Origin of the sequence: Vitiosangium sp. GDMCC 1.1324 (assembly GCF_003044305.1) — a bacterium.
In the GTDB taxonomy this organism is placed as follows: Bacteria; Myxococcota; Myxococcia; order Myxococcales; family Myxococcaceae; genus Archangium.
On the sequence record NZ_PZOX01000024.1, the window covers coordinates 173,958 to 195,958 of the forward strand.

Annotated in this window: 24 protein-coding genes; 9 read left to right on the forward strand and 15 right to left on the reverse strand. The window is 69.1% G+C overall.

Annotated features, from left to right (window positions below):
• Nucleotides 1-3 precede the first annotated feature (3 nt).
• The 3 genes from DAT35_RS46580 to DAT35_RS46590 all read left to right on the forward strand — a co-directional run bounded on the left by DAT35_RS46580 (nucleotide 4) and on the right by DAT35_RS46590 (nucleotide 2,055).
• Nucleotides 4-573 (forward strand): hypothetical protein, encoded by a 570-nt coding sequence (locus DAT35_RS46580; RefSeq protein ID WP_108075807.1) that lies wholly within the window; start codon nucleotides 4-6, stop codon nucleotides 571-573.
• Nucleotides 570-1,340 (forward strand): hypothetical protein, encoded by a 771-nt coding sequence (locus DAT35_RS46585; protein ID WP_108075808.1) that lies wholly within the window; start codon nucleotides 570-572, stop codon nucleotides 1,338-1,340. Before DAT35_RS46580 ends, DAT35_RS46585 begins: the two co-directional genes overlap by 4 nt.
• Nucleotides 1,341-1,491: 151 nt before the next feature.
• The gene (locus tag DAT35_RS46590) at nucleotides 1,492-2,055 is read left to right on the forward strand and encodes a DUF1080 domain-containing protein (RefSeq protein WP_158502161.1); all 564 of its coding nucleotides are present in this window, start codon (nucleotides 1,492-1,494) and stop codon (nucleotides 2,053-2,055) included.
• 9 nt (nucleotides 2,056-2,064) lie between these two features.
• On the opposite strand, the gene DAT35_RS46595 is transcribed toward DAT35_RS46590, so the two are convergent.
• On the reverse strand, nucleotides 2,065-2,847 hold the full coding sequence (locus DAT35_RS46595; protein WP_108075810.1) for a hypothetical protein: 783 nt from the start codon (nucleotides 2,845-2,847) through the stop codon (nucleotides 2,065-2,067).
• Between the two features lie 159 nt (nucleotides 2,848-3,006).
• Here DAT35_RS46595 and DAT35_RS46600 point away from each other — a divergent pair, with 159 nt between their 5' ends.
• Nucleotides 3,007-3,342 carry a hypothetical protein gene (locus DAT35_RS46600; RefSeq protein WP_108075811.1) on the forward strand — a complete coding sequence of 112 codons (336 nt, stop codon included), beginning with the start codon at nucleotides 3,007-3,009 and terminating at the stop codon, nucleotides 3,340-3,342.
• A gap of 135 nt (nucleotides 3,343-3,477) precedes the next feature.
• Nucleotides 3,478-3,780, forward strand: a complete 303-nt coding sequence (locus DAT35_RS46605) for a hypothetical protein (protein WP_108075812.1) — start codon at nucleotides 3,478-3,480, stop codon at nucleotides 3,778-3,780.
• A 32-nt stretch (nucleotides 3,781-3,812) separates the two neighbouring features.
• Here DAT35_RS46605 and DAT35_RS46610 read toward each other — a convergent pair whose 3' ends face one another.
• The 8 genes from DAT35_RS46610 to DAT35_RS46645 form a co-directional block, all read right to left on the reverse strand.
• On the reverse strand, nucleotides 3,813-5,315 hold the full coding sequence (locus DAT35_RS46610; protein WP_108075813.1) for a pitrilysin family protein: 1,503 nt from the start codon (nucleotides 5,313-5,315) through the stop codon (nucleotides 3,813-3,815).
• Nucleotides 5,315-6,715: a pitrilysin family protein gene (locus tag DAT35_RS46615; RefSeq protein ID WP_108075814.1), complete on the reverse strand. Its 1,401-nt coding sequence runs from the start codon at nucleotides 6,713-6,715 to the stop codon at nucleotides 5,315-5,317. Before DAT35_RS46615 ends, DAT35_RS46610 begins: the two co-directional genes overlap by 1 nt.
• Nucleotides 6,716-6,833: 118 nt before the next feature.
• Nucleotides 6,834-8,117: a beta-ketoacyl-ACP synthase II gene (gene fabF, locus DAT35_RS46620; RefSeq protein WP_108075815.1), complete on the reverse strand. Its 1,284-nt coding sequence runs from the start codon at nucleotides 8,115-8,117 to the stop codon at nucleotides 6,834-6,836.
• A 36-nt stretch (nucleotides 8,118-8,153) separates the two neighbouring features.
• Entirely contained in the window at nucleotides 8,154-8,744 is a 591-nt protein-coding gene (locus DAT35_RS46625; protein WP_108075816.1) for a TetR/AcrR family transcriptional regulator, read from the reverse strand.
• Between the two features lie 89 nt (nucleotides 8,745-8,833).
• A complete protein-coding gene (locus DAT35_RS46630; protein WP_233262112.1) occupies nucleotides 8,834-10,192 on the reverse strand; it encodes a sensor histidine kinase in 1,359 nt (452 codons plus the stop codon).
• Nucleotides 10,193-10,271: 79 nt separating this feature from the next.
• On the reverse strand, nucleotides 10,272-10,994 hold the full coding sequence (locus DAT35_RS46635) for a class I SAM-dependent methyltransferase (RefSeq protein ID WP_108075817.1): 723 nt from the start codon (nucleotides 10,992-10,994) through the stop codon (nucleotides 10,272-10,274).
• Nucleotides 10,995-11,112: 118 nt separating this feature from the next.
• Nucleotides 11,113-12,687: a PAS domain-containing sensor histidine kinase gene (locus DAT35_RS46640; protein WP_108075818.1), complete on the reverse strand. Its 1,575-nt coding sequence runs from the start codon at nucleotides 12,685-12,687 to the stop codon at nucleotides 11,113-11,115.
• A gap of 105 nt (nucleotides 12,688-12,792) precedes the next feature.
• Nucleotides 12,793-13,005: a hypothetical protein gene (locus tag DAT35_RS46645; protein WP_108075819.1), complete on the reverse strand. Its 213-nt coding sequence runs from the start codon at nucleotides 13,003-13,005 to the stop codon at nucleotides 12,793-12,795.
• A 121-nt stretch (nucleotides 13,006-13,126) separates the two neighbouring features.
• On the opposite strand from DAT35_RS46645, the gene DAT35_RS46650 reads away from it, so the two are divergent.
• Nucleotides 13,127-13,930: a DUF4190 domain-containing protein gene (locus tag DAT35_RS46650; protein WP_108075820.1), complete on the forward strand. Its 804-nt coding sequence runs from the start codon at nucleotides 13,127-13,129 to the stop codon at nucleotides 13,928-13,930.
• Nucleotides 13,931-14,148: 218 nt separating this feature from the next.
• Here DAT35_RS46650 and DAT35_RS46655 read toward each other — a convergent pair whose 3' ends face one another.
• Nucleotides 14,149-14,931 (reverse strand): hypothetical protein, encoded by a 783-nt coding sequence (locus DAT35_RS46655; RefSeq protein ID WP_146210161.1) that lies wholly within the window; start codon nucleotides 14,929-14,931, stop codon nucleotides 14,149-14,151.
• Nucleotides 14,932-15,165: 234 nt separating this feature from the next.
• Here DAT35_RS46655 and DAT35_RS46660 point away from each other — a divergent pair, with 234 nt between their 5' ends.
• Nucleotides 15,166-15,681 (forward strand): secretin and TonB N-terminal domain-containing protein, encoded by a 516-nt coding sequence (locus DAT35_RS46660; protein WP_108075822.1) that lies wholly within the window; start codon nucleotides 15,166-15,168, stop codon nucleotides 15,679-15,681.
• Here DAT35_RS46660 and DAT35_RS46665 read toward each other — a convergent pair.
• The 5 genes from DAT35_RS46665 to DAT35_RS46685 all read right to left on the reverse strand — a co-directional run bounded on the left by DAT35_RS46665 (nucleotide 15,650) and on the right by DAT35_RS46685 (nucleotide 19,687).
• Nucleotides 15,650-16,306 (reverse strand): hypothetical protein, encoded by a 657-nt coding sequence (locus DAT35_RS46665; protein ID WP_108075823.1) that lies wholly within the window; start codon nucleotides 16,304-16,306, stop codon nucleotides 15,650-15,652. The genes DAT35_RS46660 and DAT35_RS46665 overlap by 32 nt on opposite strands.
• Nucleotides 16,303-17,181 carry an alpha/beta fold hydrolase gene (locus DAT35_RS46670; protein WP_108075824.1) on the reverse strand — a complete coding sequence of 293 codons (879 nt, stop codon included), beginning with the start codon at nucleotides 17,179-17,181 and terminating at the stop codon, nucleotides 16,303-16,305. The genes DAT35_RS46665 and DAT35_RS46670 overlap by 4 nt, the downstream gene beginning before the upstream one ends.
• Before the next feature lie 11 nt (nucleotides 17,182-17,192).
• Nucleotides 17,193-17,819 carry an NAD(P)-dependent oxidoreductase gene (locus DAT35_RS46675; RefSeq protein WP_108075825.1) on the reverse strand — a complete coding sequence of 209 codons (627 nt, stop codon included), beginning with the start codon at nucleotides 17,817-17,819 and terminating at the stop codon, nucleotides 17,193-17,195.
• 466 nt (nucleotides 17,820-18,285) lie between these two features.
• Nucleotides 18,286-18,774, reverse strand: a complete 489-nt coding sequence (locus DAT35_RS46680) for a serine/threonine protein kinase (protein WP_108075866.1) — start codon at nucleotides 18,772-18,774, stop codon at nucleotides 18,286-18,288.
• Nucleotides 18,775-18,787: 13 nt separating this feature from the next.
• Nucleotides 18,788-19,687, reverse strand: coding sequence for a DUF2381 family protein (locus tag DAT35_RS46685; protein ID WP_158502162.1), 900 nt, complete (start codon nucleotides 19,685-19,687; stop codon nucleotides 18,788-18,790).
• 567 nt (nucleotides 19,688-20,254) lie between these two features.
• On the opposite strand from DAT35_RS46685, the gene DAT35_RS46695 reads away from it, so the two are divergent.
• Nucleotides 20,255-21,043 (forward strand): DUSAM domain-containing protein, encoded by a 789-nt coding sequence (locus tag DAT35_RS46695; protein ID WP_108075828.1) that lies wholly within the window; start codon nucleotides 20,255-20,257, stop codon nucleotides 21,041-21,043.
• 328 nt (nucleotides 21,044-21,371) lie between these two features.
• The gene (locus tag DAT35_RS46700) at nucleotides 21,372-21,893 is read left to right on the forward strand and encodes a tetratricopeptide repeat protein (RefSeq protein ID WP_108075829.1); all 522 of its coding nucleotides are present in this window, start codon (nucleotides 21,372-21,374) and stop codon (nucleotides 21,891-21,893) included.
• Nucleotides 21,894-22,001: the final 108 nt, after the last annotated feature.

Here is a 22,001-nt window from a genome sequence, read left to right on the forward strand (position 1 = left end):
CTCATGTCCATGTCCACTTCGCGGATGTGTCTGGCCGTGGTGTTGCTGTGGGGGCTCGCGAGTGCGGCGTACGGCGCACCACCTGTCCGGGAGGTGGTGGCCACGCAGGTGATGGCCGCGGACACGCTGCGGGGGCATACCCTCAGTCTGCTCGCACGGGGAGAGGTGGCGGAGGCCATCGACTACTGGGTGCTGACCACGGGAAAGGAAGCCCCCTCGTGGCTGTTGGCCCTCAGGACGGCATTTGATGTGGGCAAACAGGAGGCGGGGAAGTGTCAGGGGGTGGCGCGGTCCATCTACACGGCCTTCACCCAGCTGAGAGGCAAGCCGGAACTCGTTGAGCTGCGGACCCGATCCGCCCAGGAGGTTCCCTACATCATGTTCAAGATGGTGAACGGCCGGGACATGAATCTATCGCTCAACGGCTACCATCTCTTGGTCAGGATGAACGACCGGGCATACGACGCCTACACCGGGGCAGCGGGGATGCCCTGGGCGGAGTACTTGAGCAGGTTGGGTGCTCAGTCGGCGATCACCCAGAAGGTCGTTGAAGTCGTGACGGAGGCCCCATGAGCCAGCGGTCTATCTCTCACTCCGAGGTGAAGCCCGCCGTTCCCCTGCTGGACGTGCTGCTGCGCATCCGCGAGGACATTCGGAACCACACGGTGGGGCCGTACCTATACATCGGCATGCCCGATGTGAGTCGGATCGAGTGTTTTGTCGTGGGTTATGCGGAATGCCTTCGGTCATTTGGTGTCGAGAAGGGGGCGGATGCGCTCTTCGGTGAGTGGTTTCGCGACGTCAAGAAAGCCTGGCCGGGCCAGGGTTGGGCAAAAGCCTATCTGGAGGAGTTCCACGGCGACCAGGAGCGTGCCCTGCGCAAATACCTGGACTTCGTCGCCGAGTTCCGAGCCCTTCCTCCCGAAGGACTGGCCGCCATTCCGTGGCGCTACGGCGGCGAGCACCCCGCGACCCAGGTGCCCTCCTGGACTCCCATCCACCCGCCCAAGCCCACGTTGGACCTGCTGCTGGAGGTCCGCCGGGTGATTGGCGATGTGCCTGGGCGGCTGGGCCTGTTCATCGGCTACATCGACGTGCGGCGGATGGCTGGCTTCATTGAGGGTTACCGGTTGTGCCTGGCCCTCGCGGGTGCCCGGGACGAGGAGTACGCCCGATTCGAGCGCTGGCTTCAGGAGGACAAGGGCCTCCCGCCGGGGCAGGAGTGGACACTGCCGCTCCTCCAGGCCTGTCAGGGAGATGCGGAACAGGCCATCCGCCGGCTCCTCGAGTATGCCGTGGAGTTCCGTTCGCGAGCGCCGAGCGCTCCCGGCGCGGTGTGAATCGCGCCCCTCGTCCCCGCTTCGTTGCGCCTCACCGCCAACACTCGTGGCACGGCTGGCACGCGGCTCGTCCTCCTTCCGTCGTCCACCGGAAGGAAGCGGCCCTGCCGTGTTTGCCGCAGGGCCCGCGCTCGCGCCACCGTGGGCGGACATGGACTCCTTCCAAACCCTGTCCTTCGACTCTCCTGGCGCCTGGGCCATGGCGGGAGCGGGCCGCTTCGTCTCCGCCGGCCCCGGTCTGCTCGAGTCCGAGGGCGGCCCCGGTCTCCTCTGGTACACCCTCGCGGAGTTCTCCGACTTCCGGCTCCAGGTGGACTGGCTCGCCCATGCGCTCGAGGACAACTCCGGTGTCTTCTTCCGCTTCCCCACCGCCGAGCTCGCGCGCAAGCAGCCCGACTGGAAGGCCGGCTTCGAGGTTCAAATCGACGAGCGCGGTGTGGATCCCGAACACGACACCCTGGGCAGTCCCCTGCACCTCACCGGCGCCCTCTACATGCTCGCGCCCGCGGTGCTGAAGGCCTCGCGCCCCCTGGGCGAGTGGAACACCTTCGACATCCTCGCCGGAGGCTTGGAGCTGCGCGTCGTGCTCAACGGCGTGGAGGTGTGCACTTCCACCGCGCCCGCGTACAAGCCTCGCGCCGGCCGCATCGGTCTGCAGGCGCACCATGCGGGCTCGCGGGTGCGGTTCCGCGCCCCTCGTCTCCAGCGGCTCTGAGCTCGACTCCTACAACGGGTTGAGGGGCAGCCCGAGCTTCAGCCTCACCAGGAGGTAGGTCCATCCCAGCATGCTGAGGCCTCCGAGCATCATCGCCTCGAGCGCCTGTGCCTTCTTGCCCACGGGCGGGTGCGCCTCGGGATTCACCCGGCGCAGCGCCGCCCATCCGAGCAGAACCGCCACCGGCGCCGCCACCGGCACGAGCAGGCCCACCAGTCCGCACAGCAGCGCCCGGCTCGCCAGCGGGTTGTTCCCGTGTGCCTCCCACAGCCGCTCCAGGCGTCCGGGGTCCACCTCCAGGCGGAAGAAGAGCTGGCTGCGCGTACTGGAGAACGCCGCCAGCGCGAGCGCCATCGGCGGTGCCATCAACAGCACCACGTGGAGCGCCTCACGGTCCTTGAGCAGCAGGCCCACCATCCACGCGGGCGGCAGCAGCAGCAGCGCGGGCCTCGCCAGCCTCACGCCGAGGAACCACGCCGTCACCACCACCGCGTCCGCCCCCGCCAGCACCGCCCAGTTCCACATCCCATCCAGCCCCATGGTGATGCACAGGGCCACGTGCGCTGGCGCGCTGAGCATCATCAGCCACGCCCACGTGTCCCGCTTCCCCCACAGCCGCACGCGCAGCTCCTCCAGGTAGCTCACCTCGGGCCGGCGGCCGCACGCCTCGCAGTAGGCCCGCTCGCCGTGCCGGATGGTCTCGGGCTCGCAGAAGAAGGCGCCGCAGCGTGCGCACGTGCCCACGGCCGGGCGCTCGGGATGGAGGGCGCAGAGTGTCGCGGAGGAGCTCATGGGGCCGCAGACTCGCACGCCCTCGCCGCGGCGCGGTGTCTCAAAGCGCCCCCTGCCCGAGCCCCTTCCTGGCGGGCGCTGCTCGACTCGGAGTCCCACGAGGCAGCCGTCCCTGGGTGCCCACCGCCACCCGCGTCTCCACCTTGGAGGGTGCGGGGGATGGCGATGAAACGGCTCTTCTTCTCCCTGGCGGCTTTTCTCCTCCTGGCCACCCAGGCGCACGCCGAGGTGTCGGCGCAGCGGCTCTACACCGCCGAGGGTGTCATCTCATCGGTGGACTCGGGCCAGGTCGTGCTCCGCACCCACGAGGGCACGCTGGACTTCGACCTCAACGGCTCGGTCCACATCTTCCGGGACGGCCAACGGGTGTCTGCCGAGTCCCTCCAGCCTGGAGAGCACGCGCGGGCCACCTACCAGGAGAGCCGGGACGGCGTCCTCGATGATGAGGTGCTCGTCCGGCTGGAGCTGACCTCGTCGGAGGAGCCCGAGCCCTAGCCGCTCGCGTACCGGGCGTGCGAGCCAGGGCCCGTCCCTCCCCGGGAAGCTTGGAGTGCTCCGGGCTCGCCCCACATTGAGTCTCGGAGGGCCGCGCAACCTCGCGCGTCCTCATTCCACGAGGAGCCCGTCACCATGGCCGGGAAAGAGAAACCGAGGAAGTACGATCCCCTGCACCCGAAGGAGCTGGAGGACCGCAAGCCCCCCTTCCATCCGGACCGGGTCGAGCGCGGGCTCGAGGCCGATGATACGCGGCGGCTCTACGCCGCGGACTCCATCCACCCCACGCGCGAGCTGAAGTTCAGCCTGGACAGCGATGGTCCCGTGGGCGGCTACGTCCCCGAAACCGACACCGCCATCGAGGACGCCGACGAGGAGGTCCGCGAGCTCCGCGGCCGCGAGGAGCTGGACAAGGACCGTGAGGAGCCCGAGGACTGAGGGCCGGGTGTACCGGCCCCCACCTCGGGGTGCTACCGCTTCACCGTCGGCGAGGCCACCGGCTCCTTCGGCGTCAGCTTGCCGAGCTCCAGCGGGCCCACCTGCTGCTGGATGACCTCGGGGTCTCCCACCAGCACCACCTGCATGGCGTCCGGAGCCAGGTAGGCCTCGGCCACGCGCTGCACCTCGGCGGGCGTCGCCTTCTGCAGCCCCTCCACCGTGCGCGCGAACTCGTCCATGGGCCTGCGCAGGAAGAAGAGCTGCGAGGCGCTCGAGCCCAGGCCCTCCACCGTCTCGAATTCGCCCGGGAACGCGCGGATGAGGCCCTCGCGCGCCGCCTCCAGCTCCTTCTGGGTGATGGGACGCTCGCGAATCCCCTTCAGCTCGTGGAAGAACTCGGTGAGCGCCGGGCCCGTCACGTTGGCCCGTACCGCCGACGAGGCCGTCAGCGGACCCACGCCCAGTCGCGCATCCGCGCTCGCCCCCGCCCCGTAGCTGTACCCCTTGTCCTCACGCAGGTTCATGTTCAGCCGGCTGCCGAAGAAGCCGCCGAACACCGTCGTGGCCAGCTCCAGCGGGTACTCGTCCGGGTTGCCCACCGCCACGCCCGGCCGGCCCAGCACCATCACCGTCTGGTCCAACCCCGGCTTGGGCACGAACACCACCTGCTGCCTCGGTGGCACGGGCGGCGTGGGCGGCACCGGGGGCGGCGTCCCGCTCCCCCTCCAGTCCCCGAAGTACTTCTTCGCCAGCGCCACCGCCTCGTCCAGCGTGACGTCTCCCGTCATCACCAGCGCGGCGGCCTTGGGGCCCACGTTCTTCTGGTAGAAGGAGCGCACGTCCTTGAGCGTCACCGTGTCCACGGTGGCCGGCAGTCCGCTCACCGGGTGCCCGTAGGGATGCTCCGGGCCAAACACCGTGTCCAGGTACGCCTGCTGCGCGAGGAAGCCCGGGCTGCCCATGGCGCGCACCAGCTCGGCCAGTTGCAGCTTCTTGCGCCGGTCGAAGTCCTTCTGCGCCAGGTTCGGCTTGCGCGCCACGTCCGCCAGCAGTGCCAGCACCGCGTCCGCGTTGCGCTTGAGCACCCGCGTCCCCAGCGAGGCCCCATCCGCGTTGACGCTCACCGCGGGCGACACGCCCAGGTCCTGGAAGGCCTGGTCCAGCGCCTGCGAGTCCTTGCCCGCCGCGCCCTCCAGCATCGTCTTGTAGGTGATGTCCGCCAGGCCCGCCTTGCCCTGCGGGTCCTCCGAGCCTCCCGACGCGAACGCCACGCCCACGTAGGCCAGCGGCAATTCCTTGCGCGTGCTCACCAGCACGGTGAGCCCGTTGTCGAGCTTCGCCTGCTCGAACTTTGGCAGCACCAGCTCGGGCGGCTCGCCCGGCTTCGGAGGCTGGGCGCGGAAGGCCTCGGGGTCCGGCGCGGGGGTGGAGGGCGTCTCGGGAGCGGGCGGGGGCGTCTCGGGGACGGGCTCGGGAGCCGTTCTACACGCGGCGGCGAGCGCCAGGACGGACACGGCGACGAACAGGCGGCGCATCAGCGGGTCTCCTTAGCGGCGGAGATGGGGCTCTTCTGGGAGGGCACGGCGTGCAGCACCACGCGGGCGTCGGGCTTGAGGTACTCGCGGGCGAAGTCCCGCACCTTGTCCGGCGTCACCGCGTCGTAGCGCGCCAGGTCCTCGTTGAGGTAGCCCGGGTCTCCCTCGTAGTGGTTGTAGCTCTGCAGCGTGTCCGCCTTGCCGCCGAAGCCGCCCACCGACTGCAACCCCGCCAGCATCTGCGTCTCGAAGCGCGAGCGCGCCCGGTTCAGCTCCTGCGGCTGGATGCCGTCGCGGCGCACCTCGTCCAGCACGGCGTCGATTTCCTTCGCGAGCGCGTCGCTGGAGACGCCGGGCCGGGCCACGGCCTCGATGGTGAAGACGGACTGGGCGCCGAGGCTCTGCTGGCTGGCGCTCACGCTCTGGGCCAGCTCCTTGTCCTGCACCAGGCGCTTGTAGAGGCGGCTGGACTTGCCGGTGCCCAGCGCGTTGGCGAGCACGTCCGCGGTGGCATCGCCCTCGGTGAGGTACGACGGGGTGAGCCAGGCCATCGTCACCATGGGCAGGGTGCCCACCTTCTCGTCGTGGCGGATGACCGTCTCCCGGGTGACCTTCACCGGGGCCACCTGGGGCTTCTCCGGCTTGGGGCCGCTGGGCAGCGTGCCGAAGTACTTCTCGATGAGGGCGCGGGCCTGCTGCTCGTCGAAGTCCCCCACCACCGCGAGCGTGGCGTTGGCGGGCGCGTACCACTTGCGGAAGAAGTCCTTCACCTCGCCCACGGTGGCGGCGTCCAGGTCCTCCATCGAGCCGATGACCTTACCGTGGTACGGGTGGGGCGCCGGGAAGAGCGCCTTCCACAGCTTCTCCTGGGCGAGGCCGTAGGGGCGCGTCTCGGTGCCCTGGCGGCGCTCGTTCTTCACCACCTCCTGCTGGGTGCGCAGCTTCTTCTCGTCCAGCGCGTCCAGCAGGAAGCCCATCCGGTCGCTCTCCAGCCACAGCGCCGTGGCGAGCTGGTTGCTGGGCACCGTCTCGAAATAGTTGGTGCGGTCGAAGTTGGTGGTGCCGTTGAGGTCGTTGGCGCCGAGCTGCTCGAGCATCGCGATGTGCACGTCATCCGGCACGTGCTTGGAGCCCTGGAACATCATGTGCTCGAAGAGGTGCGCGAAGCCGGTGCGGCCCGGCTGCTCGTTGTAGGCCCCCACGTGGTACCAGACGTTGACGGCCACCACGGGCAGCTTGGGGTCCCTGGCGAGGATGACCTCGAGGCCGTTGGGCAGCGTGTACTTCTCGTAGGGGATGGCCAGCGCCTCGCGCCCCGGTGCCAGGGGCTTCGCCTCTTGTTGCTGGGCGAAGGCCGGAAGGCCGAGGGCGAGGACGGTGGCGGCGATGAGCGCTTTCATGCGGAGCGGATGCCTCCTCGTGGTTCAGGAAGAATCCGCTTACCACGCAAATTGTTCCCCGCGGAGCACGAATGCCCTCCCTGTCGGGTCCGGTGTCCGGAACCGGCTCTCACGGGTCTCAGGCGTCCCGGCGGAACAGCAGCGTCACGTTGGTCCCCCCAAAGCCAAACGAGTTGCTCATCACCGCGTCCACCCGGCGCTCGCGTGCCTGGTTGGGAACGCAGTCCAGCCGGATGCGAGGGTCCTGCCGCTCCAGGTTGATGGTGGGCGGGAGCACGCCCCGGGTCAGCGCCAGGATGCTGATGGCTGCCTCCGCCGCGCCGGCCGCCCCGTTCATGTGGCCCGTCATCGACTTGGTGGAGGACACCGCCAGCGACGGGAAGTGCTCGCCGAACACCGCCTCGATGGCCTCGGCCTCCAGCGCATCTCCGATGTCCGTGGAGGTGCCGTGGGCATTGAGGTACCCCACCTCCGCCGGGTTCATGCACGCGTCCTTGAGCGCCAGCCGCATGGAGCGCTGTGCGCCCTCGTGGCCCGGCGCCGGAGAGGTGACGTGGTGGGCGTCACTGCTGGCCCCGTAGCCCGCGAGCTCCGCGTAGATGCGCGCTCCCCGCTCCAGTGCGTGCTCCCGCTCCTCGAGCACCAGCATCCCCGCTCCCTCCGCGATGACGAAGCCATCCCGGTCCACGTCGAAGGGCCGGCTGGCCTTGTCCGGGGCGTCGTTGCGCGTGGAGAGCGCCTTCATGGCGTTGAAGCCAGACACGGCCAACAGGGAGATGGGCGCCTCGGAGCCGCCCGCCACCGCCACATCGAAGTCACCCCGCTCGATGCCCCGCATCGCCTCGCCAATGGCGTGCGCGCTGGTGGAGCAGGCCGAGTTGGTGGCCCAGCTCGGGCCCTTGAGCCCGTGCCTCATGGAGATGTAGCCCGCCGAGAGGTTGACAATCATCTGGAGGATGAAGAACGGGCTCACCCGGTCCGGGCCCTTCTCGAGCGCCTTCCGGTACGTCTCCTCCAGGGAAGAGATTCCGCCAATGCCGCTGCCGACGATGGTCGCCACGCGCTCGGCGTTCTGGGGCGTCACCCGGAAGCCCGAATCCTTGAGGGCCATGTCCGATGCCGCCACCGCGAGGTGCTCGAAGCGGTCCATCCTCCGCAGCTCCCGCCGCTCGATGAAGTCCTCTGGCTTGAAGTCTGGCACCTCGCCCGCGAAGCGCGTCTCCAGCGCGCTCGCATCGAACAGGGTGATGGGACGGACGCCGCTGCGGCCCTGGACCAGGCTGCTCCAGCTCGCCTCCACGCCGGTGCCGCATGGGGTGATCAGCCCCAACCCCGTCACCACCACCTGCCTGCGTTTCGGGGGCCTCTCTTGAAATCGAACGGTCGTATGATTTTCGGGCATGCGGTGTCCTCATGGGGACGTCGTGGGGAAAAGGGGTCAGGTCATGACCGGGGCCAGGAGCTCGTCGAACGCGGCGCGTGCGTGCTCGTAGGCCCGGGGATTGCGCAGCAGCCGGTGCGAGTGGTGGAAGCTGAGCAGCAGCCCCTGGATGGAGAAGGCCAGGCGGTGCACATCGAGCTCGGCGCGGATCTGCTTCTGCTCCTGGGCCTGGCGCGCGAACTTGACGACCAGGAGGAGCAGGCTGCGCATCTGCGCCACCACGGCATCCCGCACGGGCCCGGGGCAGTCATCCACCTCGGAGGAGGCGGACAGGAGGATGCAGCCGCCGGGGACCTCGGGGCGGCTCAGCCAGGACAGCCAGCGCTCGAACAGCTTGCGCAGGCGCGGCAGCCCGGGCTCCAGCTGCAACGCCGGTTGGACCACCGTGGTGTGGAAGGCCTCCGAGGTGTAACCGAGCACCTCAATCTGGAGGCTCTCCTTGGAGCCGAAGTGGGCGAAGAGGCCGCCCTTGGACATCTCGGTCTCATCGGCCAGCCGGCCAATGGTGAGCGCCTCCAGACCTTCCCGGCTGGCCACCCGCACGGCGGCGTCCAGGATGCGCTGGTGCGTCTGTTCTCGTTTGCCCATGGTGTCGGCCGTCCGCTCCGGAAGTGCGCGGATTATTACGACCGTTCGATTTTCGGTGCAACCCGGAGAGAAGCACCCGGGGCCTCCGGCTACGCCTCGTCTTGTTTCTCCGCCGGGGAGGGGGGCTTGTGCGCCGGCAGTTGCAGGCGCAGGCGGGCTCCACCCTCTGGACGGTTCTCCGCGCTCAGCGTCCCGCCGAAGCGCTCCACCAGCTCGCGCGAGATGGACAGCCCCAGGCCCGTCCCCTTCTCCGGCCCCTTCGTCGTGAAGAAGGCCTCGAAGAGCCGCGGGAGCGCGTCGGGGGGGAAGCCCGGGCCGTTGTCCTCCACCAGCAGCGCCACCCAGCCCTCCCCCGCCACTCCTGACACCCGCACCTCGCCGCCCCGCACCTTCGCCTCCTCCAGCGAGTCCCCCGCGTTCACCAGCAGGTTGAGAATCACCTGAGCCAGCCTTCGCCTCGTCGCGAAGACCTCCGGGAGCTCCGATGGCACCTCCACCTTGAGCTTCGCCACGTTCTTCAGCCGCACCGCCGCGAGCCTCGCCGCATCGGACACCACGTCCGCCAGCGCGCACTCGCTGGGCTCCTCCGCGTCCATCCGCGAGAAGCCCTTCAGGTCCGTCACAATCTGCCGGATGCGCAGCACGCCCGAGCGCGTCTCGTCGAACACCTCGCGCAGCTCCTGCCGGGCCTCCTCTGGAAGGCCGTGCGCCAGGACCTCGGTGCGCAGGAACTCCAGGTTGGAGCTCACGAAGGCCAGCGGGTTGTTGATTTCATGCATGACGCTGGCCGCCAGGCGCCCCACCGTGGCCAGCTTCTCCGATTGCAGGCGGTGGCTCTCGGCCATGGCCTGTTTCTCCAGCGACTCGCGGCGGGCGCGCTCCAGCCGGGCCTCGCTCTCCGCGGCCTGCGCCTTGCGCACCTGCGCCGCGCCGTACACCCCGAAGAAGGTGGACGAGCCCACCATGCCGACCCACGTCAGCGCGCGCAGCAGCCCCGCGTGCCCCAGCAGGTGGATGGCCATCACGCCCAGCGCACAGGTGATGCCGCAGAGGATGGCGGGCCTCGAGCTGCGTGGCAGGACGAGCGCCAGCAGCAGCGGAAGGGTGGGCACCAGGTTCAGGTACGGACTCGAGCTGCCCCCGGTGAGGTAGACGAGGCTCAAGAGGAAGACGCAGTTGAGGACGCTGTTGAGCTCCGTGAGCCGCTCCACCCAGGGCGCGCTCAGCCTCCGCAGCAGCCAGGTGTAGAGGAGCAGATCCATGGCCCACCCCACCCGCGCCAGCAGGGTCGGCAGGCTGGGAGGCTCCAGGACGAGCAGGTCCATCGGGTACAGCAGGACGATGACCCCGGCGAACACCAGGTTCGTCTTGCGCCGCCGAGCGTTCTCGTGGCTCGGCTCCCGGTGTGTGCTCAGGCCTTCCTCCGGGGCGGGCGACGGGCGATGCATGGGGGCGGCAGGGCTCCAACGGCGATGTGGACTCGGGGGATGATACGACGTGCGCGGTAGGCCTGCACAGGAGAACCTTTCACCGCCGGGTGGCGATCACCACGCGCAGCCCATAGTGGGAGTAGGGCTCGGGCAGGGCGTCGCGCCGGACGTCCACGCCGAAGCCCCGGGCCTCCAGGAGCGCCCGGGCGCGCGGCAACAGGAAGGTCAGGTAGTACATGACGAAGGGCGGACTCCAAAGCGCGTTGCGCACCCGCATGGCCGCGTTGAAGGCCCGCGCCATCCAGTAGCCGGGACGCAGCGCCGAGGGCTCCTCCCCGGTGATGAAGACGAAGCGGCCCCCCGGGCGCAGCACCCGGTGGATGGCGTCCACCAGCCTCGGCTCGTCCTCCTCGAGGATGTGGCCGAAGGCGCCGAAGCTCGTCACCAGGTCGAACTCCTCGCGCCAGGGCAGCGCCAGCGCATCGCCTCGCACGAACTCCAGCGCGGCCTCGCCCGGGGCGTCCGCCAGCAGCCGGCGCGCTTCGTCCAGCATCCCCTGGCTCAGGTCCACCCCCACCACGCGCTGGCGGCACAGCGGCCGCAGGTAGCGCATCGCCGCCCCCGTGCCGCAGCACACGTCCAGCGCGCTCTGCACTCCCCCCGGCGGCCCCACCTGCTCCAGGCTCGCCTTCAGGAGGCTCTCCGGCGTGCGGAACGGCGTGTACTCGAACTTCGGCGCGAGCAGATCATAGCCCCGCTCCACCGAGCTGAGGCCCTGCTGGAGGAGCTCCACGAAGCTGGGTCCCTTCGGGTGGAACATGTGCGCGCCCCTGTGGCCCGGGAGCTGCCCCGGGATGAATCCCGTGAATGATACCGTGGACGGTGGACGTTGAACCTGGACGCTCGGGGTGGACGCCAGCGTGCGGGGGGATGGACGTTCAGCGGGAGCGGGGAAGCGAGAAGAAGAAGGTGATGCCCGGCTGGCCGGGGGCGTGGCCGTGGACGCCCAGGGAGCCGCCGTGGCGCTCGATGATTTCGCGCGAGATGTAGAGGCCCAGGCCCAGGCCCGGCTGGTGGATGGAGGAGGACAGCCGGTGGAAGCGCTGGAAGAGCAGGGCATGCTCTCCGGCGGGAATCCCGGGGCCCTCGTCGGAGACGGAGACGCGGAAGGTGCCCTCCCACCCGGAGAGCCGCACGGTGACGCGGGCCTCGGGCGGGGTGTACTTCATGGCGTTGTCGAGCAGGTTGGCGAGCACCTGTTCAATCCGCTCCCGGTCCGCGGCCACCCAGGCGATGCCCTCGGTGAGCTCCACCTCCAGGTGGCGCAGGGGGTACTGCTGGCGGAAGTCGTTGGCCACGTCGGCCACCAGGGCGCGCAGGTCCACCGGCCGCTGGCGCATGAGGAGCTGGCCGCGCTCCAGCCGCGAGGCGTCGAGCAAGTCCTCGGCGAGCCGGGTGAGGCGGTGGGTGTAGCGCTCCATGCGCGAGACGAGGGTGACGTCGGAGACGGGCTCGTGGCGCTCGAGCTGGCGCCGGGCCTGGGTGAGCACCAGGTGCAGCGAGGTGAGGGGCGTGCGCAGCTCGTGGGCGGCGATGTTGAGGAACTCGCTCTTGGTGCGATCGGCGGCCTCGGCGGAGTCCTTGAGGCGCAGCAGCTCGGCGGTGCGCTCGCGTACGCGCACCTCCAGCTCGTCGCGCGTCTTCTGGAGGGCGGCCTCGGCGCGCTTGCGGTCGGTGATGTCCAGGACGGTGCCCACCAGCCCCGCCACCCGCCCCCCCTCGTCCGTGTACGTGGCCTTGTAGAAGATGACGTCGCGCACCTCGCCGGAGCCGAAGCGCACCGAGGACTCGTACGTCTGGAGGCCGGGATGGTCGAAGAGCTCCTGGTCCTTGGCGGCGTAGCGCGCGGCGAGCTCGGGCGGGGACAGCTCCCAGACGGACTTGCCTTCAATGGCCTCGCGCGGGGTGCCGAGCATCTCCCCGAAGGCGCGGTTGCAGCTGCCGTAGAGGCCGTTGGCCGTCTTGTGGAAGACGGGGTTGGGGATGCTGTCGATGAGCGTCTGGAAGAAGCGGACCTGCTCGCGCAGGGCCCGGTCGCGCTCCGTCATCTCCACGCCGGTGAGGACGAGCAGGGCCTCGGCGCCGGGCGTGTCGGGCAGCAGCCGGGAGGTGCTCCACTCGAGCAGCCGCTTCCGGCCCGAGCGCGTGAGCCAGGGGCCCTCGTGGCGCGCGGGGTGGGGGCCCTCGACGAGCCGCGCGAGGGCGGTGCGCTCCGTCTCCTGCCCGGGTGCCAGCAGGGCGAGCTCCTCCAGGCGCAGGCCCCGGACGTCGCGGGTGGCGCACCCGAGCAGCCGCTCCCCATGGCGGTTGAGGTGGAGGATGCACCCCTTGGCGTCGAGCACCAGGACGAGCGCGTGGACGGCGTCGAGGAGCGCGGCGGGGCCTGGCCCGAGCAACGGTTCGGGGCCGGCCGGGTCGTGGAGGTGCGGCGACGAGGCCATGCAGCGCAGCATAGCGACATCAATCCCCGGAAACGGGGCCGCTTTTCTCCGGGAGTGAAGCCCGGCCCGAGGCCAGGCGGCCGGGCCGGGCACCGCGAGGAGGCCTCCGGTGCTCACTCAGTGCAGGGAGGGTGCGGGCTCCTGCTGCACGCTGCTGGGGACGCCGGTGCGGGCCTCGAACTCGTTGCAGCCGCTCATGCCGGAGACCTTCAGGTCGAACTCCCGGAGCTCGGGCTCCGTGCACTGGGCGACCTCGGCGTCACCCGGGTTGGGGTGGTGGCTGTCGAAGTAGCGGCAGCCCTTGCAGTTGCCCCAGTTCTTTTCCGCCATGGCTTCCTCCCTCGTGGGCGGGATTGCTTCTTCGAGGGTGGAGGCGGAGCGGGACGGCAACAAGCGGCGCCTGCCCCGCCCTTCGAGGGAGAGGCGGGCGGCTTCGTGAGACACTGGCCCCATGGCCTCCGCCGATGCCCCGAGCGCCACCGTGCCCCGCTGTGCCGTCCACCCCGAGTCTCCGGCCGGAGGCATCTGCGGGCGCTGCGGCGGCTTCTTCTGTGATGCGTGCGCCACCTGGGTGCTGGGGGCCGTGTACTGCACCGCCTGCGCCGCCCTCCCCGAGGTCAACTACCTGGAGACCTTCCGGCTGAAGCTGTGGGGCCGGCGGGACTCGTGGGCCTGGATGCTCGGCTTCTGGGGGCTCGTGGCGCTGGGGCTCGGTGCCGTGCTCCTGTTCGGCGGGGACACCTTCGCCGGAGTGCTCGCGCTCGCCTGCGCGGGGGTGGGCGTGGGGTGTTTCTTCCGCCAGGGGTGGGCCCGCGTGGGGCTGCTCGCCGTGCCCGCGGGCATGGTCGTGGCGGGCCTCGTGCGCGAGGACCCCGCGCTGGGGCTGCCCTCCCTCTTCCTGCTCGGCCTCGCCTACACCGTCCATCAGGATCCCCGGCACCGGCTCTTCTTCCGCCTGCCCCTCCCGGACGCCGTCCTGCTGCGGCTGTGGGACCGGTTCGAGAACAACCCGCTGGCGCGCCTGGGCCTGCAGCTCGGGCTCTACGGGGTGCTGGTGCCGGTGTTCGCGCCGCTGGCGCTGGGGCTCGGCTTCGTCGCCCTGCGGCGCGTCAATCCCGAGGCCCGGCCACCCATTGGCCACGGAGGCCAGGCGCTCGCCGCGATGGGACTGGGGCTCGGCTCGCTGGTGCTGTGGGTGGGCCTCTTCTGGCCGCGGCTCTCCGAGCTGCTGCACGCGCTGTTCGCCGCGGGGTAGGAGATTCCGCACGGCCCCCTCCAGGTGGAGGCTACCTGAAGGGGGCCCGTTCCCGAGCGAGGTGGGGGGCAACCACCTTGTGCGGACCGGCACTCCTGGCGCGTGGATGTGGAGCAACACCAGGTGCGGCGGTTCGGGCGGGGTACGGTACGAGGACCCCACGAGCTGGACATCGGCCACACACCCCTGGTGCGGGGGCCCGGTTCGCGGGGGGCGGGCTACTCCCGGACCTTGCGCAGGTCTCCGCTGTACTTGATGTTGCGCTTCAGGGTGTTCACGGCGCCGGTGCACTCGCCGCTGGCCTGGTCGTCGATGCTCAGCACGTTCTCGGTGAGCCGCAGGTCGCCCTTCTGGAGACACCTGCCCACGGGGAGGCCCTCGAGCCACGCCTGGGGCTGGAGGAGCGCGAGCATCTCGTCACCGGAGCCCACGGCGATACCGGGGGTGGACTCGAAGCGCGCGTCCTCGCTGAAATGGAGCCTCAGGTCCAACGTGTTGACGGTGTCCTCCTGGGTGAAGGTGGCCTTCACCACGAGGCTGTAGCTCATGAGCAGCTCTTCGGAGGGGGCGTCGCGCTTGGCGTCCATCAAGGGGTTGTCCTCCAGGCGGAAGTCGATGGCCTTGTAGGTGCCCGAGGGCAGGCGCAGGCTGGAGAGGTCCGGGGTGGTGGTGCCCGTCATCAGGTCCACGAAGATGGGACCGGGGAGGAGCACGTCGCTCGAGCCGCTGCCGGAGTCCCCGCGCGAGCAGGTGGCGTCCGGGGGCAGGCCGCGCACGTCGGAGCAGCCGGAGCCCTGGGGCAGCCTCAGGTGGATGTCTTCGAGGCGGAGGAGGGCCTCGGTCAGCGTGAAGGTGACGCCGTCGCTGGAGTGGAAGGTGGGGGCCTGGGGCTCGTCCACGGAGAAGCGCAGGGAGGCACCCTCACCTCCCTCGCAGGCGGTGAAGGCCAGGGTGGTGGCGGACAGCAGCATCCGCCGGAGCGAAGGAGTGCGAAGGTTCATGGTCACCTCTGGAGTGGGTGTTGGGCCGACCTGCCCCCCTGTCGCTGGGGGGAGGACCCTCTCCATGGGATATCGGCCACACGCCTGTGACTGTTGCGGGTGTAGGCCGGGGCGGCGGGCCGGCGCATGGCGAAAGGCGTGGCCCTGTTCGTGGCGGACAGTCCCGGTGAGGGGGGCGGGGCCCGTGAGGACGGCAGGTTAGACTGGGGAAACCCTGGCCGTCGGAGGAGTCCCATGAGGCATGCCCGAGCCGTGTTCCTCGCGCTGGCGCTGGCCGCCACGCCCGCCGTGGCGAAGCCGCCGAAGGAGGGTAAGCGCATCTCGCTGGACGTGACGCGGGCCAACGTGCACGACGTGCTGCGGATGCTCGCGGACGTGGGCCGGCTGAACCTGGTGGTGTCCGAGGAGGTGCAGGGCTCGGTGACACTCACGCTGCGCAACGTGCCGTGGACGGAGGCGCTGGATGTGGTGCTGGCGTCGAGGGGGCTGGGGATGGAGCAGCGCGGCAACATCCTGCGCGTGGCGCCGCTGAAGACGCTGCAGGAGGAGGCCGAGGTGCTCGCGCGGCTGAAGCAGGCGAAGGAGCAGGCGGCGCCGCTGCGCACCTGGCTCATCCCCGTCAACTACGCGCAGGCCTCGGAGCTGCTGCCCCACGTGAAGGCGCTGCTGTCGCCCCGGGGCAGCGTGAGCGTGGACGCACGCACCAACACGCTCATCGTCACGGACGTGGAGGCGCCGAGGCTTCCGTAGTCACCTCGGGGTTGGGGACGCGGCCGTACCAGCTCAGGGCGAGCAGCACGTCCCCGCGCCAGGTGGCATGCAGGCCGTGCTCCAGGTCCACCCCGGCGCGAGCGGTGAGGGTGAGGCCCCAGGGCCCCAGCCGTCCGTGCCCGCCGAGCAGTGCGCGCAGGGGAAAGCGGGGGCCGCCGGTGCGCAGGAAGGTCTCGAGCCCGGCCTGGGCGCCGAGGAAGCCCTCGAGGCGGGGGCCACCGAGTCCCAGGGTGAGTCCCGCGTGGGGCCCGAGGCCTGCGTCCGCGGGGCCGCGCACCACGCCGTAGGCCGTGAGGCCGAGCTGCGCCGAGGCACTGAAGGCGCGCTCGCCCGAGGAGAGCTGCCACTGGCCGGAGCCGCGCAGCTCGAGCACGCCGGAGGACGGGTGGAAGAAGAGCTCACCGCCAGCGGCGATGGGACGGGAGTCGGGGACGGGAGGGCGGGCGAGCAGGAAGCCCAGGCCCACGCCCTGGGGGCCCGCGAGCAGGGACAGGTGCGAGGCATCCACGCGGCCGCGGGCGGTGAGGACGGGGGCCTCGGCGGCGGCCACGGGGGCGAGCAGCAGCGCTCCGGAGAAGACGAGGGAGAAGACGAGGGCCCTCATCGGACGGTGACCTCGGTGCCGGGAACCAGGCGGATGTCATCGGCGCCGGTGCCCTGCCCGGAGAGGGCGGCGTGGAGGAAGCGAGAGAGGACCTCGGCGATGCGCTCGTGGGCGGTGTCGAGCGGCAGGCCGGGGGTGCAGCCGCCCTCCACGTCCTTCGAGTCGCTGGCGGTGAACTGGTAGTGGGTGACGCCCTCGAGCACGGCGAGCACGGAGGGAGGGGGAAGACGGGAGGCCTCGTCGCTGACGCGGGACAGGGGCGCGGAGCAGTCGAGCGCACCGGCGAGGGACAGCGAGGGCATCGCGAGCGAGGGGATGCGTTCGGCGTCGGCGGAGTCGGGGTAGCTGGCGAGGAAGGCGAGGGCGGCGAATCCCCCATCGAGCGCGAGCTTGCTGGCGACGACGCCGCCGAGCGAGTGCCCGGCGACGGCGATGCGAGAGGGGTCCACGAGGCCGACGAGGAGGGAGCCATCGGGGGGAGAGGAGAGGAGCTCGCGGGCGAAGCGGCCGTTGTCGATGGCGGACAGGGCGAGGCCGAGCGGGTGGGAGGGGAGCGCGACGACGTAGCCGCGAGCGGCGAGGGACTCGGCGAGCCAGAGGTAGTCCTCTGGGGGGACGAAGCCGCCGTGGATGAAGACGAGCGCGGGGAGCCGGGAGCCGTCGGCGGGCCGGGCGGGGTGGCCCTGGTCGTCCGAGGGGAAGACGACGCGTACGTCCACGAGGTCCGTGTGGCGGGCGCGGACCTGGAAGGAGGCCTCGGAGACGGGGACGGGAGCGGTGAGCAGGAGGGTGCCGGAGTCTGGGGCGGGGAGCGCGCAGCCGGACAGGGCGAGCCAGAGGGAGAGGAGGAGGAGGGAGGGGGAGGCGGAGGCCATGCGCGGGGGAATCAGTCGCCGACGATGCCCATGCGAATGCGGTGGTGCTCGGAGCCGGTGGCGACCTTGAGGGTGAAATCGGCGACGTCCTCGGCGTACACCTGACGGCCGCCGGAGGGGAGCGACTCCACGGCGGTGCGGTACTTGCCTGTCTTGACGCCGCTGGGCATGACGGGCGGACACACCACGACCCAGTCGAGGGAGCTCTCCTGGAGGACGTGGAACGCGTCGCGGTGGTCCTCGAAGGCGTGACGGAGGAAGGGAGGCAGGCCGTGCTCACCGGCGAGACCGCCCGCGGGGTGGGGAAGCAGGCCGGCCGCGCCGACGGTGACGAGCCGTTGCACGTTCTCGAGCTTCATGGCGGTGACGATGGCGCGGGTGGCCTCGGTCACCACCGTGACGGTGTGGGTGGCGTCACGGGCGCCGATGGCACTGACGACGACTTCGGCGCCGCGAATGGCCTCGGCGACGGAGGTGCCGTCCTCGAGACTGCCCTTCTTCACGTGCAGCCGCGCATGCTTGAGCCCCAGCCGGCGCGGATCCCGCACATAAGCCGTCACCTCGTGCCCCTGCCCCAGCGCATCGTGCACCAGCGTGTGCCCGACCCGCCCCGTCGCTCCGAAGACCGTCAACCGCATGGGTGTGAAACCTCCGTGCTCCGTTCCGCGGGGCAGAACCGGGGTGTCACGGGGCCTGGGTTGGCTCCGTCACCTTCGGTTCCACCTGGAACGAGCGCGGCCCGGGATATAGCGCCCCGGGGGCCAGGTTGTCCGCAACGTGTGTAGCGGATTCGAGCGGTGGCCGGGTGTTTTCCAGGCCCTGATCAACCTGGAGGGTTGACATCCAGGGGCCGGGACACTTCCACGGCACAACCATCCAGGTGGAAGTCGGTCTGCAGCAGAGCGTTCATCATGACCCTTTGCATGTCTTGCTGCAGGGCGTCGAGTGCCACGCGGCTCCGGAGGACCTCCTCGCAGGTACGGCTGGCCGTGTGCTCCAACAGCGAGATGCTCAGTTCCTGTTTGCCGGATCGCTCGGAGAACTTCTAAAGCCGTCCCTGAAGAACAGGTGCTGGTAGGGTTTGCTACTTGCTCGGGCGGGGGCTCACCGGAACGAATCAACCACAAAGACCGAGGCGCCCGGGTAATCGAGAATGGCTGTTCCTGGCTTGGACTCGGGGCGCTTTCTGAGTTGACCGTCCCCGAGCCGGGCTACTGCGCAAATGGGCACGGTGTCTCCATCCGGAGGCTTCGCTTCGTAGTACCGGACGACAACCAGTGGTCCGCTCGTCCACACCCGCCCGTACAGCCGCGTACCGGAGCCAAGTGTGCCAAGCGAACCATCAAGATAGCTCTCGACTGGCCCGTCATAGAGCGTGATGGGGCTCGCATCGATCTGGTTGGCATCGAGTTGCACATCCGCGGAGTCACTGACGTGCATCCGAAGAATCCGCATCGTCTTCAGGGCTTCTTCCGGGCACTTCTCCGATGCGGGACTGCCATCCGCCCGCAGTGGCACACCCCCGGAAGGGCAACCCAACGTCGCAAGGAGCAGAATCACGGAAGGGAGTAGCGGTGCTCGGGTCGGCGGCATGATCTCGGCGGTCTTACTCGCGGGCAAGTCGACGCTCCAGGAGAACGTGGGTGTCCATCAGGCCATCGTGGCGGTAGAGCTCCAGAGCAAGGGTGTTGACGAGCCCGCTCTCCGTGTCGAAGGCGCTCTTATCCACGACGACGGCGATGTTCCCGGTCTCGCCTGGGGCGATTTCGTCGCGGTCGGCGCGCAAGGCAAACGGTCTCGCCTCGCCAAACAGGAAGGGAGGGCGCTGGTCCTCTCCTGGGCGAGTGGTCACCAGGCGAGCCTCTGCCAGACTCCAGGGCTTGGATGGGTGGCGGTTCGTCACAGTGAAAAGGACCGCTGCTTTCGCCTTGCCACCGTAGATCCGGACGACGATTGTCGCCCCGTCCTCGCTCTTGACGATCCGTTTCTTCCGCTCAACGAACGAGGTCTGATTGATGGCGCCCGTCACCAGGAGTTTTGCGAGCGCGTGGTCTGCCGTGTCCTCCTTGTAGTGACGGTAGCTCGCCTCCTCGAGCCTCCGTTCCCTCTCTCGGGTTTCCTTTAGCTGCGCTTGGAGAGCGTCGCGGGAATCGGGGTCAAGGAACACGTTCACCTGTTGATCAGGCCATCGCGTCTCGTCCCTCCCGGCGGCCAACAGGGTGAAGGGCACTTCTGTCCCATCCGTGAGCGTCACCACCAGCAGGAATCGCTCCTCGGGTTCAAGGGCCTGGAGCGGCTCTAGAAGCACCCTCTTCCCGACACACTCCACGGGCGCGAAGCGACCTTCCCAGCCCAGCATCTTCGTGCCTGCGTGGTCGCAGGACTGCTGGAACTGGAGCACGGTTGTCACATCAGGAGTCACGAACAACTGCTCGACCCGGTCGTTGGGGCGGTCTTGAATGTAGGCACTCCGCACGTTGACATCGCGTCCACGAGCTACGGCCATGGATGCCACGAGGACGAGCAGCGGGGTAGACCGCAAAGGTAAGAGGTTCCGCATCGCACGGGTCAACCTATCAGAGCGGGTTCCAGACGGCCAGTCCGTCATGCTCCGTCATTTTCTGGATTAGCTTTATTTACTGGCCTAGCTTTATAGAAATGAAAAACCTGAATTTCCCCCTTCGCCTCGAGGCCGCTGTGTTGTGGGGCGTGCTGGTGTCAGGTTGTTCAGCTGGAACTGCTGCTCTGGGCCCGGCGGACTGCCGACCGGGAGACTCCACCATGGTGTGCTGCATCAAGAACCACCCCCTTGACCCGGTGGGGGCCTGTGGAGCATCGCCCTCGGAGGTCGAGCAGGTGCTACGAGCCGTGCGCGCCGACGAGGATGAGGACGAGGAGGACTTCTCCAACAACGCTTCCCTGCCCGAGTGGAAGCAGAAGTGCATCAGGTATTACTACGACTGCCGGAATCTCGGATGGACGGGAAAGTGCGACGATTGCTTGCGGTATTGTGAGGGTCAACTCGGAAATTGGCCGTTCAACTGGTGCACCAGGCGCGAGGGGCGATAAGCGAATGACCGAAGAAACGGACTGGGAAGAACTCCAGACGCTGGCTCAGGATGTCTTCGAAAGTGGCGCCCCATTGGAACTCTCCTCCGAGACGCGCGCCCTTCTTGCGCGAACCGCTCGGCAGGTGGCCATCAGTCAGCAGGACGCGGAAGATGCTTTGCGCAGCTTGCCCACCGCTACAACCCTGCTCCGGGAGATCCGCCAGCGCATCCGGGACGGTTCGCATCGACTTGGGGATGCCCTGGACCAGGCGGGCAAACTCCAGAAGAAAGGGGACCTCGACAGGGCACACCAAGTCATGCGCGACCTGCTCGCCGTGGAGGTGGTTCCCCTCTACCGGGAGCACGCCGAAGTCCAGCTTGAAGAGTTGACCGGACTGATGGAGGTGCTCGCAACCGGGCGGCTCAATCCGGACCTGCCCGACCGGCCACAGCTTGCCGTTCTAGCGCAACGCATCCAGCAGGGGCACGCCCTAGCACTCACGGACGACATACGCGCCCTTCTACGCCGGATCGCCCCCACGGCAGCCGTCAGCGAAACCGAGACCGAAGAGGCCCTCAAGAGCCCGGAAGGCGCCGAGGCTCTCATGGAGATGATTCTCTCTCGTTTCCAGAAGGGGGAGCGTCGATTCTTGCGCTCAATGTACCGGATGACGAGCCTCCGGGACGCGGGAGACCTCGAAGGTGCGCGCCAACAAATGCGCGACGTGCTGGCCGTGGAGGTCGTGCCGCTATACCGCGAGATGGCCGAGGAGCAGCTAAGGGGCCTCGACAGTCCGCCCCCGGTGTCGTGAGTGTGTCGTGTCGCTTCGAACCGAACAGACTTCTCTTCTATTATGGCAGACTCGATTTCTGAGTCAGTGCAGCAGGGCTAAATTGGCTCGTCTCGCCGGAGGAGTGCGAGGAAACGCTCGACGACCCGAACTACGATCATCAATTTGAGTCTGCTGGCGTACCCGGCGGTGGTGGGAAGGGTGAGCGCGGGAAGACAGCCAAACCCGACGGGACAAACAACCCCTTCAAGAAGATGAGACCGGATCCAGACAATCCAAGCAAGGTCCTCTACGAAGACCCTCACACGGGCACGCTGGTGCGGAGGGCGAAGCCTCCCGGATTCGACGAATGGTGGAACAGCAGGAAATGACAGGCAAGGCGCGACACATGGATCTCGAGGTGAAGTTCAACGAGGCGAGTGCGCATCTCGATGCGGGTCATCATCGCGAGGCGTTTCGCCTCTTCCACGAGGCGGCACGGGCCGGGCATCAGGCTTCCTGGCTGAACGTTGGCTACTGCTTCGATGTGGGCCGGGGAGTGCGGCGCTCTCGAGAGCGGGCACTCTTCTGGTATCGCAAGGCAGTCTCGAAAGGCGATGGAGCCGCTGCGAACAACATCGGTACGATGTATCGGGACGAAGGTCGGCCACGCTTGGCGGCTCGCTGGTTCCAGAAGGCGGTTTCGCTGGGTGACACGGGTGCGCTTCTCCATCTTGCCAAGCTCTACCTTGGGCCGCTCGATGATCGGGCCAAGGCGAGGTCCGCGCTGACGCGCGTGGCTCGTGCCAGGGACGTGACCGTGTGCACTCAAGAGGAGGCAGAGGCGCTTCTCTCGCAGATGCAACCCCTCCGGAAAAAGGGAGCCTCCTGATGAGAGCCCGCCGAGGGCGGCGCTTGGGCGGGTCTCCCAGGGCCCTTGGGGCACGTTCCCGTTGAAGGTCGCCAGCACCCCTCGCCCTTGTGCTCCTGGCACAGAGGC